This window comes from Chitinophaga pinensis DSM 2588, assembly GCF_000024005.1.
GTDB classification, from domain to species: domain Bacteria; phylum Bacteroidota; class Bacteroidia; order Chitinophagales; family Chitinophagaceae; genus Chitinophaga; species Chitinophaga pinensis.
Map to the genome: position 1 here is coordinate 5,159,868 of NC_013132.1, position 13,988 is coordinate 5,173,855.

Consider the following 13,988-nt stretch of genomic DNA (forward strand, 5'->3'; position numbering starts at 1 on the left):
CTCATTTTCCATTACCTCCTTCCCGCTGCATTTGTGCGGCTAAGTGAATAGCCCTTCTTATACGGGGATAGGTGCCGCAGCGGCAAATATTCCCGGACATTGCGTTGTCAATGTCTTCATCTGTTGGATTCGGATTTTCTCTCAATAATACTGCTGCAGACATAATTTGTCCGGACTGGCAATAGCCGCATTGCGGTACATCGATTTCCAGCCATGCTTTCTGCAGGTAATTGGTCGGATCTGCGGATAGTCCTTCAATCGTAGTGACTTCTTTCCCGACGGCTCTTGACACCAGTGTCACACATGAACGTACTGCTTCTCCATCCAAATGCACGGTACAGGCGCCACATTGCGCCATTCCGCAACCGAACTTGGTACCAGTCAATCCCAGTACATCCCTTAATGCCCATAATAATGGCATGTCAGGGCTGGCGTCCACTGAATACTCTTTCTGGTTGATTTTAAGCTTAACCATAAAGAATTGCTTTTCTGTAAATAATAGATCTAAATAGGTTGACGTACGGCAGGGGGATTGACAGCGAATAAACCCGCATACGGTGTAATAGTACCGCAGGCTTCCTTATGGGTAATCCTTATCAAACTTGACCTTTGCTTCCTGAATCGTTAACGTTTAAAAGCAAATTTAGTTCGAAGCGGGCTTATGAGAATTGTAATATTCAAACAGATAACTATAAATTTCAAAGTTTAGTGAAGAGGTATATGGCTTATAACAGTGTGTTCGTTATGTTTTTAAGGAAATAACGACAGGTTGTATGGTTGTAAAAATCAAACTTAATGGTGGTAATTGGATTGCTTAAATAAGGGATGTTTCGTTTAGGTGAAGGAGTGGTTCTCTGCGATGATTAGTTAAATAGTCATCATCGCAGAGATGGAGTATTGGTTATGGCTTATCAGGACGATGGATTCATCGACCCGATAAGCGTTAAAAATAAAAGTATACGCCGGTGTCTCGTTGAAGGGCCTCTTGGAAGAGGTTTTTTATTTGCTTCAGTTTGTCAGTTGCTACAGGTATATCAAAAATCTTACTGTCAAGAACCAATTGAAGTTTATATTTCTCCCGAATAGCATCGTCCTCGTAAACATCTATCAAGGAATTAGTCATCTCGTTGATTAGATGAAAAATACCTGCATCCCACAATTCCTTAAATTCGGCATTATCAAATGAAATAATAATTAATTGTTCTGGAGTTGCTTCATCCGTATCTAACAGAATATCAGCTTCTCTATCTTTCGGTACTATTATACTTCTCATATGTTTAAAATTAGTCAACGTTTCTAAAATGTGTAGCTTGATTATATTCTCCCTTTGATCTTCCCATCTGCTTTCCATTAACTATTTTATTATTTGGTAGTGTCCCATTCCAATCGAGATAGACTCTTTGCCCTTTTATCTTCGTGTCCTGTATTCGAAAATAATTTCCCCCTTTATCATATACTATCTGTACTCCAGTTTCTTTGTTAACAAAAAGTGTTTTCCCTCCTGTTTCACTCGCCACACCTTCAGCCCCTGGCGCAAACTTCTCAATAGCCTCTTTCAAACTTGCACTCTCCCAACCTCCTCCATATTCTGCCGCCCTACCCGCGCCATCCAACTTCCCCGACATCTTCACCCCCATTTCCCCTTCTACTGCCACCTTCCCTCCTGTTCCACCTGCCTTCGACGTCGCCACAAATTCCTCTACTGCAAATGCCGCACCTTTCAGTTCTAAACCTCCCAGGCCAGTAATTGCTGCCAGGGGATTCTCTCTCAGTTCTTTATAAATCAGTTGTGGAGTAGTCGTTCCGGTAGCTATTCGACCTTTAAAATTCTCTACTCCTTTATTAACCGCATTCCGGACGACCGCCATATTCTCCTTCCGGTTCTCGGCAGTCACTCTGAATAGCGTGTTCGCCATTATATTGGCTAAAGCCCCTAATGTCTTAAAGACTCCTTTTATAGGTATGGGTTCATCTCCCAGCAGATCGCTGTAACGCATCGGGTTATTGAAATTCGAAGCATAAGGTGACCATGCCTCCATGTTTTCAATCTTTGGGTCAATCTGTTTCCATCTGCCGGTCTGTGGGTCTAATGTTCGGTAGAATGCGTCATATTCGTTCAGGTCAAGATCCGTATTAAACTCGATACCATTGTATAGTTTTTTATTTACTGGATATGCATTTTCTTTTATCGCAGAAGAACTGATACCAGCCATGATAAGCCCGAACGGATAGTAATGCGTTTCTTCTAACAACGAACTACTGATTCGTGTAACTGTCAGATTATCAAAGTATACATCCCGTGCACTTTCATTGCTGGTATAAATATAAATATATCCGCTCTTTTGTATCCGCATTGAAGGCGATACCAGCGTTTGTAAGACATCTGTTGTACGTTGTACCTGTTTCGCGCCTGCATTCTGACCGACAAGACTGAACTGTTCATCAAATGCGGCAAAGCATAGATAAACCTTTGGATTATCTGGTAGATTTTCTGCAGGATCTTTTTCTTTTAGCTGTGTGTAGATATCGCTACTGATACCTGCGGAGAACGGGATATCCTCCTGCAGATTATACTTTGTGTTATTTTCCGCGTTGCCACTCAACGCATGTAACAAAGCGGCCGCCATCCCGTCTGCATTTACGCTGTTTCTTGAAGCGCCCTGATCTTTCAGAAAGGCCCTCACACCTATCTGAATACTGTCTCCTGCCATTACGCGCAGTACTAAAGCCGGACCTATCTTTTGCCCGTTTACCGCATTCAGTCTGGCGACATAAGCATTCGCCGCTGTCGTTTTATCTTCAGGATAGCCAACAGGTTTACTACTACGTGTCTGTTCTATATTACTGAAAATCGCATTTTCTTTTGCGGCGACTGCCGTTTCCATAGTGGCCCGGTAGATTGTCGTGTCACGCCTGGTGCCAAGCACCATCCGAACGTTACCCAGATTATCCCTGATGAAATAGTCTATTGTATACCGAACCGGCTTACCTGATTGATAGATGGGTCTTATACGTCCTTCTTCCTGGGTGATGAATCGCAGCGTGTCTTGTTCATATTGAAAACCATTGATATAATTCGTTACACGGAACTGGTGTGGTACTACGCTTGTATCGGATACCATTTTTGCCAGCAGATCACGCTGACCTGCAGCATAGAGGTTATAGATGGCTGCCTTCCTGTTTTTCGCCAGGAGAATGGCTGGTAACTGCTGGTAGTTATACAATACGGTGTCGACGGATTTGTTCCTGTCTTTGGCCACATTTCCGTTAGAATCATACCAGTAATCCTGTACTTCCCGGTTGTCCTGTTCATGGAAGTCGCCTAAAATACTGGTTGGATCATTGGCCTTGTCGGTGACGAAGCTCAAGCGGTTGCTATTTGCAAAATAATCATATTTCAGACTGTCAATGGTCCTGATAGTCAATCCGTTCAAGCCCTTTTGATTCATCGATAATATATTTCCTGCTACGTCGTATGTTAGTCCGCTAACGGAAAAATCGACTTTTTCGTTTGTCCATAAGCTACTGCTGATTTGTTGTGTGAAGCTTGCATATGTTAAACGGTCTATTTTGTCATACCCCATACCATACGCGCGGGCGATACCATCAGCGCCGCTTTTCCATTTAATGCCGGCGATATTACCGGTATATGAGATGCTGTCAAAACCATCATCGTAACAATATTCTTGTCCGAACCAGTTAGTAGTGGAATTGGGAGTATTTACAAATTGTCCGTTAATGGACTTCAACCACCCTCTTATATTATATTCATATTGCAATGTTTCCAATTGCGTATTCACTCCTGTCACATCGAGCCTTTTTGTACGCAGTCGCCCCAATTCATCATACGTATTAACAGCAATTGTTCGCTCATTCGCCAGGTCATCATTGATCCGTTTTTTGATGGAATCCAGTCTGCCCCTGGCATCATAATCAAACATAGTGAGTACGGTCGTCTGCGGCGTCAATACGCTGCGTGGATTCGTATGTCGCAGATAGGTACTGAGTATTTTCCCACGGAAGTCGTAGCGGCTACTGGCAACGTCCTTTCCACCAGCCATATTATTGGCAATCGTCTGAATAATACGCCCTTTATGATCATAGTAAACGGAAGAGGTAATAAACTGGTCCGTCGCTTCTACACGGACGCGCTTCCCTGTCGCCAGCCCCTTTGTTTTACTACTGGCTAAATCAGGCAGGACTTCTGCATATAGGTTGGCTCCGGCGGGTAACTTAGAGAGATCGGCAATTGTATATGCCTGTCTGTCCGGGAAATTATATGTATCGTAATACGTATACGTCAGCAGCCGGATTTGCCCAGCGTTGACAAAAGCAAAGGTATCCTGCTTTCCGGGGGATATCAGATCAATACGTCGCTGTAATGTAGTTCTGTTATCCCCAAGATTGACCAATCCGGTTTTCAGTTCCCTGTTCAACTGATCATACCAGCAGACATGCCATTGCCCCATGATGCGCATAATACCATCTCTGCTGGCCACCAGTCTGTCGCGTTTATCATAGACCATCTCAACACTGTCCGCGCCAGGCATCTTCCTGACGATCATACGTGATCGATTGTCATACCGGTATATAAAACACAATTCACTTGCTATTGTAGTGGAGAGTGTCCAGTTTCCCCGGAGAATATCTGTAGCTTTGGGCGGGATTACAAAGCGCAGATTGCCAATGTTGTCGTATATGTAATAGGTGCAAAGCCATCCCATGTGTGAGCTTCCCGGGTTGGCGGACAGCTGTGTTTTTGTCAGGATGATAAGTTCTTCCAGATCCCGGTAAGTGATTGTCTGCACGCCGGCTTCATTGACCGTCACTTCTTTATAGAGACATCCGCCATTGTATATGCTATTGCTCACTGGCATTGTCGTTCCGGGAGACAGCCGCCAGCACCGCACAGAGTCATTTATCGTATTAATAAGATACTGTTGTTTTACAGGGTGGTTACCGCCTTCTTTTGCCCAGGTATTCCCGGGCGACCATGTCTGTATTTCCCTGTTTAACGGTGATGGTTCGTATAAGGTCTGTGAATAATAAATGCTGTCAGCGCCTGTTCCGGGAGACAAACCGATATCTCTGTAAAACGCTTGTTGCTCGCTGAATGGTGTTTGTTTAAACTGCCCGTTTTGCGCCCCTGCTTTCTGCGTATAAGGCAGATAATCAAACTGCTCTCTGCCAAAGGCATCATACACATAGGGCATAATCAGGTCTTTCCCCATGGAACTGGCCTGCTTGTCGACCGTCTGTAACAGGCGCCCCAACCCATCGAAATACCGGGTTTCCAAGCTGACTTCTGCCACTGTCCTGGACGGCGAAATTACCTGAGCCGGATCAGTAAATGGACGGGAAGGCGTCCAGCTACGTATGCTGTTTATCGTCGTCAATGAATAAGCCGGAGGCAAGGGTACAGGCTTTGCAACCGGCACACGAGTAGCAGCCGGCTTGTTCTGCGCCAATAAATATGGGCTGGCTATTACCGCCAATATTGACGTCAGTATCATCACACACAATAACCGCGTGATGGGTGTACAAATAATGGTTCTTAGCTGCATAGAAAAAGCAGATTGGTAACTAACAATGGTTAATAAATAAGTCCCTTGAAAACGGGATTAACAATATAGGTAATGGTATGGTCGTGTCATAAGTACAAAGCAATGGTGTAATGAAAACGAAATAACGCAATCTTTTGCAGAAAAAAGTTAATGCGAGGTTAATATGAAAAAAAGGTGGTGAAATTCAGATATCACCACCTTTCTTATGCGTTATTGAACGCCCATGTGTGCCTTCCCTGCCGCAATAATGTCTTTTCCCTCCAGAACCCGGGTTTTATATCCCTGTAATGTGACCTGCATCATGCCATGGGCCAGTTCTTTCATTGTACAAAAGCCTCCCGGAGCCAGGAATCTTCCAATCGGGAACAGCCAGTTGATATACTTATAAAATTTATGTACATACTGTTGCCCCTCCAGTTTTTTGATAAAACCGGGTCGAAAAGCGAAGGCTGCTTTAAAAGGCAGTTTCATCAGATCGTTTTCTGTTTTTCCTTTTACTCTGGCCCAGTGCATCCTGCTTTTCTCTGCAGAATCGGTACCCCCGCCTGACACATAACAAAACGTCATATCACTATTAAGTTCACTCAATACATCCGCCACATGTAGTGTCAACGTATAGGTAAGCCGGTAATAGGTCTCCTGGTCCATGCCCACTGAAGATACGCCCAGGCAGAAATAACAGGCATTATATCCAACCAGCTGCATACGGATAGGCGACAGATTAAAGAAATCCTGGTGAATAATCTCCTTTAATTTGGTGTGCGTAACACCACATGTCTTCCGGCTGATCACCAGCACAGATTCTACATCAGGATTTTGCAGACATTCCAGCAACACGCCTTCTCCTACCATTCCTGTCGCACCTGTAATAATGGCTTTTATTTTCATCAGCAGCAAGATAGTATAAATCGGCAAAGGTCATTCACATCGGATTAACGTTTTCGTAATAAAAAATTCCCTTATTTCGCTATCGTACTGTTTCAGCACCGCATTTTGTTATCCTATGAAACAGCTGCACGATTTTTCTAAACCATATTGCTTGTTAACACCCTGGGCCATTGTGCACAGGTTAACCGCATCACATTAAAGTTCCGTAAGGATTGTTATGTTTACTGTTTGTTCATTTCACCGGAAATGGTGTTTCCTTTTATTATTGGTAACTGGCACCTGCTACAGCTATGCACAGGAACGGTCTTCTTTTGACATGACAGCGCCAACGACTGTCTATAAGCCATCTTCTACTGCCAGCGAACTGGTTAAAGTCACCGATATTCCAGTCAGTACATACAGTGGTACGGCCAACATCAGCTTTCCGTTGGCTGTCATTCAATCAGGTGCGCTTCGTCATCCGATCACGCTGAATTATACGGGCGGTGGCGGGATTCCTGTTGATCAGGAAGGTAATTGGGTCGGATTAGGCTGGGATCTTTCCGTAGGTGGCGTCATCACCAGGTCTGCGATGGGAAAGAATGATGAACTGGTTACCACACCGGGTTATACTGCCGCCGCTAAGTCAACAAAACTGCCGCTGTATACGGATGCTAATCCCGGTAGCTGGCTCAATAGTCTTAGTACCTGTAATAAAAAAGATATAGGAGAAGGACGTGTTGATCTCTCACCGGATATCTATTTTCTCAATTTTGGCGGGCATACGGCGAAAATGTTCTTTGATAAGAACGGGCAGGTTTTCTTCTCTCCATTCAAAACATGGCGATTAGCAGGTAATCAGACAGCCGGTTTTACCATCACTACAGAAGATGGCAACAGGTATGAATTCAGGAACATAGAACATTCATCTACCAGTTCGGAGACTTATCCGGGAGATGCAATAAGTGTGAATGCAGGCAATTCCGCATGGTTTCTTACGAGAATAGTCTCTGCTACATTACGGGACAGCATCACTTTCAATTATACGCCGCTGACATACACTTATGAAGATGGCCTACCCTCCTATACCGTGTATGATCTGTTGCCAGGACAAAGCAATTCCCCCTGTTCCGGGGGAGGTTTCATGGATACGCACAGAGAGAGCTATACACTGAATTATCAGACATTACATACGCATGTATTGAATAGCATTACTTATAACGGCGGGAAAATACAACTTACCAGGAGCAGTGATCGCAAAGATGTCAATTCAGGTAATAAGTATAGATTAATGGGTCTGGAAATCTTCACAGCCAGCTACGCCGGATTTACACTATATAAAAAGTTTCTTTTCAATCAGCAGTATACAAATGCCACGAAATCAGACCCTTTGAGTAAACGAATGCTGTTATCTTCCTTTTATGAAACAGGTGGGACTGACACGTTAAAGTATCTCTTTTCATACATAGATCCGGAGACATTGCCGGCTAAGCAATCAATGTCACAGGATCACTGGGGATATTTCAACGGGAAAAATAACGGGACGCTAATACCTGCTTATGATGATAATATGGGGAATGTTTTAGCGGGAGCTAACCGTGAACCGGATTCCGTTTATATGCAGAAAGGATTGCTGCAAACAATCACTTATCCTACCGGTGGCGTAGCAACGTTTGACTATGAACCTCACCGATATTCGTACTATAATGCACAATACCAGTATTTGCCGCGGCGAACGGATTCAGTTATGACTGATGCCGCTCTCACCGCTAATACAAACTTTATCGGAACAACAACAGGGAAAGCGGCCGACACCGTAATGATTGTAGTGCCTGATATCGTCGGACAAAAAACAACGATTACCTACTTTGTAAAAGGGAAGATCGCTGGTGATGCACTGGCGGAAGTATTGGTCTATGACGCCAACTGGCGCTTAAAAGCGGCGGCCGGAGACTCGCGTAATCAGACACTTACGATGGCACTTACATTAAACAGCGGACAACGTTACTATCTGATCGCACGGCGGGACCTGGCTACCGAACAGGCCAGGATAAGTGTGTACTATAAGAAATACAACTATATGCCTGCCGCCCCTGTGTATAGCAAGATGGCGGGTGGCAATAGAATAAAACGTATTACACTGTTTGATGGGGTTAGTCATCGTAATGATATTGTCAGGCGTTACCAATATATGCTCAATGACAGTATCTCGTCCGGCATACTACTGGATCTGCCTAAATATGAGGATGTTACATTTACCGCTTACTATTGTAATGTTTCCACTTCAGAAGGCGGCGGACAACCATATAAAACAGGTGATCTGTCCTATTTTACCAGGTATTCTACTTCCTTAAATTCCCTCGGACGAACGCAGGGATCTCCTGTGGGTTATTCCAAAGTAAGTATACTCAGCGGGGAACGCGGAGAAAATGGCCGGGAAGATTTCTTCTATACCATCACCGGCTTGTATGATGAAGGCGGCAATGGGTATCCCTATGCGCCTAAATCCAGCAAAGAAGACCTGAGAGGGTTATTGCTGGCGCATAAAATCTATAATGCGGCAGGTACAATTCTTAAGGCTACGATGAATGAATACGCACTGAACAATGCGGGTGGAAATGCAAATTTTGCCTGGATATGGGGCGCGAAGATCGGTATCCGTAAATCAGATGGCTATCCGACTACTATCTGCCCGGAAGGTAGTAAATGGAGCTTTATTGGTAGCATGTATAAAATCTGCCAATACTGGCCAATATTGCGTTCCAGAACGGACAGCACTTATGATAACAACGGGAATGTATTGGTCAGCAAAGTAAGCTATCAATATGATCCATATAACCTACAGGTAATCAATGAGACATCCACTAACAGCGATCAGCGTGTCCTATCCAAAACATATAAGTATCCTCTTGACTTTCGGGGTATAGCGGTATATGATAGTATGCTTGCCAGGAATATCCAGCATGAGAAAATAGAAACGATCGTTAAGCGTGATAATGTGCAGATTTATAGGGAAAAAACCAACTTCGGGTTCTTTCATACTTTCATAGCACCAGCTTCAAAAGAGTTGATCTATGGTGATGATCCAATGGAAAGCCGCCTGCAGTTTGTCCGGTATGATACTGATGCTCATTTACTGGAGCAGGCGAAAACGGAAGATGTACCTGAAGTATATCTATGGGGGTATCGTAATGAGTTTCCGGTGGCCCGCATAGTCGGCGCCACATATGGCGAGGTAATCAAACTTGTAAATGCCAGCGTACTTAATAATCCGGTCTCTGATCAGGCACTACGGGATGAAATTAATAAGATCAGGACGGCCTTTGCAGATAACAGTACACAGGTGTATACGTATACCTATTCTCCACAGGCAGGTGTGACTAGTGAAACTGATCCTGCCGGACGGGTAACATATTATCAATATGACAGTTTTCAACGGCTGGCAACGTTAAAAGATGTTGACGGGAATATTATCAAACACTTTGATTACAGATACCAGCATCCTGTTAGTCAGTGATATCTCAAATACAATCGCAGGAACCACTCATTCCATACGGAAGGCAATTCCTGCGATATCATCCATGCCAGTAAAGGCATTTTATCAAGGTTTCAATATGCTATTAAATGGTGTATTTCTTCTTCAGCTGTTTCAGCTGTTTAGATCCGACGCCCAGCTCTTTCTCAAAGAAGTTCTCTACAGAGCCATACTTTGTTACGATAGCTGCGAACATCGCCCTGATATATTCTGGTCTGAGTTCCATCGCCTTACGAACAGTCTGTTCATCCAGTCCTGTGCCTGTTGTAAATGATTTGAACATCCGGGCATTCATGGGTTCCAGGTATACATTGCTCGCTACATAATCGGCTTCAATTGTTTCCTGTGGTACGCCCAGGGCATACAGGAATAGTGCTGTTGCCATACCGGTACGGTCACGGCCACCGGTACAGTGGTACATGATCGCTTCACCTTCAGGTAATTCCAGCAGCTGCCGGAACAGGGGCCTGTAACGCTCGCCTAACGGAGTTGTATTGCTATAGAATTTCTCAAGGAAGCCACCTTCTTTGATCTGCTGGATGATCTGTCCTGCACCAGGCAGACTATCACTGCCAGCCGGACTGAGAGTATATTTAGTACCCGGTAGCAGATGATCTGGAGCAGCGGCGGATTCTTTTACACCACGGAAGTCGATCACCGTATGGATATTACGTTTTTCAAGTGTTACCAGGTCCTGTTCCGTCAACTTGCTTACATCCGCAGAACGGTACACTTTGCCCCAGGTTACAGTTTTACCATCCTTGGTGGTATATCCGCCGGCATCGCGAAAGTTAACGGTGCCCTGCATCTTTACCACACGTTTGGAACTATCTGCCAACTGGGCAAACGAGATATACGGCACCAGCAAGGCGCAGGCCAATACAAATTTTTTCATATTACAGCTGTTTTGTCTTTTTTGAGAAAGTTATTTGATAATATCCCAACGAATACCTGCCTGCCCGCGGCTACCATACCACTCTGTCGAGGTTACACGGCGTTTGTCGCCCATGTATAATCTGAGGGGTTCATTGGTCAGGTTATTCAGCTCTACGAAAACGCGCAGGCTTTTAGTGATGTTGACTGTTGCAGAAGCGTCGATGGTGAAGTTCTTGTCTGTCCATACATAGAAGTCCTTACCTGCCGCCTGATTGATCGTTTCTACGGAAGCGCCGCGGTAGTTGCCCGCCAGACGTACCATGATGCCATTACGTTCGTAAAACAGGATGCTGTTGAAGATGTTTTTAGACTGGTTGGGAAGACTTGTTTTGTCCGACAGACCAGTACCGGTTCTTGGTACTTCCACTTCAGAGTGGATATAGGTGTAGTTGAATTCTACGCCCAGACCAGCAAGGATACCAGGCAGGAAACTCAGGCGTTTATTGATACCGCCTTCAAAACCAAAGAGTTTAGCATCATTCAGGTTCCTTGCCTGCGTCAGTACATAACTGCCGCCATTCTCAGAATACGTGGTTCTGTCAGAGAAGATCACGTCTTTGATCTGTTTGTAGAATACTCCTCCGGATAACAAACCGATGTTATTGAAGTAATATTCTCCCATTACATCGAAATTGCTGGAGAAGGTTGGTTTCAAAGCAGGATTTCCCCTGGTGATGGTTACAGGTGATTTTGAATTATCGATCGACTCACCTGGTGTCAGGTCGGTAAAGTTTGGACGGATAAAAGTACGGGTATAAGCTGCACGCAGGTTTGCATGATCATTGAGCGCGTATTTCAGGTGCAACATCGGTAACAGCGCATTGTAGTTGTTTTTCACTTCTACGTCACTGATATTAGTAGCGCCACTTGTAGCATCTTTGGTCGCTTTGGAACCCTGCATGTTCAATGATGTATACTCATTTCGCACACCGGCCACGATCTTTAGTTTGTCAGTAGCATCTATTTCTGCCATCGCATAACCAGCGGCTACGTTTTCTGTGCCGGTATAGATATTAGTTGCGTTAGAAGCGGAGGTATAGTCACCGAAACCATTGGCTTTCAAGGTCGCCGGGTCGTACAGATTGAGGAGTTGCTCCTTGGTGATAGGGTCCATCATCAGATTATCATGATTGCTCTTCAGTTTTGTAAAGAAACCCGCTTTTTCCGGGAAAGCTGTTCGCTGTAACTGGGAAAGTGTCAGCAAAGCAGGCGAATTGGGGATACCCAGGGCTGCCCCCGGCAGGTACACGATATTGGAGCCGAAAGTAGACGTGCGGTCCTTATGTCGGTATTTACCACCGAATTTCAGGTTCACCTTAGTAGCAACATTCACTTTGAAATTCAGCTGTGCGGTTTTGTCATGCTCTTTGGTATCCAGCTGAGAGATGACCAGCTGTTGTAAAGTCAGTTTGGAGGCATCCATTACTTCTGAAGGATCTTTTAAACCAGCGTCAAAATGCAGGGGATCTCCGCCAATGCCATCTGGTGAGTCAAATCCCCAGTAACGTTTGCCGTCTGAAGAGAGATTATTGAATCCACCGTTGATTTTCTGGCGGAAGGTAGCAATAGGTAAGCCTTTATTGTTGTTTGTCGGAGGTGTTTCCAGGAAGAATTTAGTGTAATAGTCGCTCACTGCCCAGTCCATTTTTATGCGGGAAGACAGCTGATGCTCACCACCTAATTCTGCACCGTTTAATGTGGTCTGGTAGTAAGAGTAACGGTAGTTATACTGATAACGGCTGTTATTATAGTCAACATAAGATTCATATACAGGACGGATATCGTTAAATTTATCCATCAGTCCACGGAAATAGATCTTATTGCTGGTGTTGAATTTATATTCCAGTCCTACATTACCGCCATAAGTCTGGCGACGGCCCATATATCTTTTCAGCATCACGGTACTGATGGATTTCTGCTGGGTAGGATCGGTCAGACCGGTATTGTACGCGATATCATAAGAATCGGTTCCCCATTGTCTGTCCCAGATTGCGCCGGCTACCATTACACCCAGTTTACCTTTAAAGAAACGGTCACCGTATACGACAGAACCATTGTAGGTGCCATTCTGAGAGAAGGTATTGTAACCGCCGGCAGCGCTGACATTCAACTGTCTTTTTGCCGGAGCGGTGCGGGTAATGAAGTTAATACTGCCACCAATAGCGTCGCCTTCCATATCAGGTGTCAGGGCTTTGGCAACCTGTACATACTGGATCATTTCGGAAGGAACAGCATCCAGGACAGAGTTCCGTCCGCCAGTTACGTTGGCGCTCGGCAGGCGGCTGCCATTGAACATGGTAGATGTCCAGGCGAAAGGCGTTCCTCTTACTGTCGCGGCATCTGCTTCTCCGTGGTAGCGGGCGACGGCGACACCCTGTACGCGTTGTACCGCTTCCGCGGCATTACGATCGGGTAATTTACCAATCGCATCTGCCGCGATCACGTCCATTATTGCGAGGGAGTTCTTTTTGATACTCAGGGCTTTGATCTGGGACGGCGCCATTGTACCTTTTACCAGTACCTCACCCAATTGGCCTTCAGTAGGTGTCAGTATGATCACACCGGCATCATTGATACCGTTTTTAACATCGAGTTCTATTTCTTCTGATGTATGTCCTATATAAGATACCAGGACCTTTACTTTGCCTGTTGTATGTGTGTTGAGTGTAAAACTTCCGTTCAGGTCAGTAGAGGTGCTTTGTCTTGTAGCAGGACTTTGTACGGATGCGCCAGGTAACTGTCCTTCTTTACCTGACACGGTTCCTTTAATAGTCTGTGCATTTGTAAACATCGCTGGCAATACCATGGCTGACAATAATATTAGTCTTGCCGGCGATATTACCTGTGTTGTTTTCTGCTTAAAAAGAAAATACATGTCGTATGATTTTCCACAAAATTGTCCCTTCCTGATTGCCTGTGCGACCGTATGCAACGAATGCTACCTACAGGCGTTCTTTTCAGTCGAGACGTACGTACAAAGATTGAAAATCAAATATTTAAAGAAGGTTAAGAAATCGTTACCGAATAGTCTTACAGGAGATGAAACCGCGTGTTTTATCAACGAATACCATCAACGATTGTGGTTG

At 44.7% G+C, this 13,988-nt stretch carries 7 protein-coding genes; 1 reads left to right on the plus strand and 6 read right to left on the minus strand.

What is annotated here, in order from left to right:
• Position 1: 1 nt before the first annotated feature.
• The 4 genes from CPIN_RS20560 to CPIN_RS20575 form a co-directional block, all read right to left on the minus strand.
• Positions 2-475, minus strand: a complete 474-nt coding sequence (locus CPIN_RS20560) for a (2Fe-2S)-binding protein (RefSeq protein WP_012791771.1) — start codon at positions 473-475, stop codon at positions 2-4.
• Positions 476-943: 468 nt separating this feature from the next.
• Complete coding sequence (locus CPIN_RS20565) at positions 944-1,273, minus strand: hypothetical protein (protein WP_012791772.1); 330 nt, start codon at positions 1,271-1,273, stop codon at positions 944-946.
• A 10-nt stretch (positions 1,274-1,283) separates the two neighbouring features.
• Positions 1,284-5,564 (minus strand): DUF6443 domain-containing protein, encoded by a 4,281-nt coding sequence (locus tag CPIN_RS20570; RefSeq protein WP_148230604.1) that lies wholly within the window; start codon positions 5,562-5,564, stop codon positions 1,284-1,286.
• A 210-nt stretch (positions 5,565-5,774) separates the two neighbouring features.
• On the minus strand, positions 5,775-6,452 hold the full coding sequence (locus CPIN_RS20575; protein ID WP_012791774.1) for an NAD-dependent epimerase/dehydratase family protein: 678 nt from the start codon (positions 6,450-6,452) through the stop codon (positions 5,775-5,777).
• 217 nt (positions 6,453-6,669) lie between these two features.
• Here CPIN_RS20575 and CPIN_RS20580 point away from each other — a divergent pair, with 217 nt between their 5' ends.
• Entirely contained in the window at positions 6,670-9,948 is a 3,279-nt protein-coding gene (locus CPIN_RS20580; RefSeq protein ID WP_012791775.1) for an RHS repeat domain-containing protein, read from the plus strand.
• Positions 9,949-10,051: 103 nt separating this feature from the next.
• On the opposite strand, the gene CPIN_RS20585 is transcribed toward CPIN_RS20580, so the two are convergent.
• Positions 10,052-10,861 (minus strand): tyrosine-protein phosphatase, encoded by an 810-nt coding sequence (locus CPIN_RS20585; protein WP_012791776.1) that lies wholly within the window; start codon positions 10,859-10,861, stop codon positions 10,052-10,054.
• Between the two features lie 30 nt (positions 10,862-10,891).
• A complete protein-coding gene (locus CPIN_RS20590; protein ID WP_012791777.1) occupies positions 10,892-13,777 on the minus strand; it encodes a TonB-dependent receptor in 2,886 nt (961 codons plus the stop codon).
• Positions 13,778-13,988 lie beyond the last annotated feature (211 nt).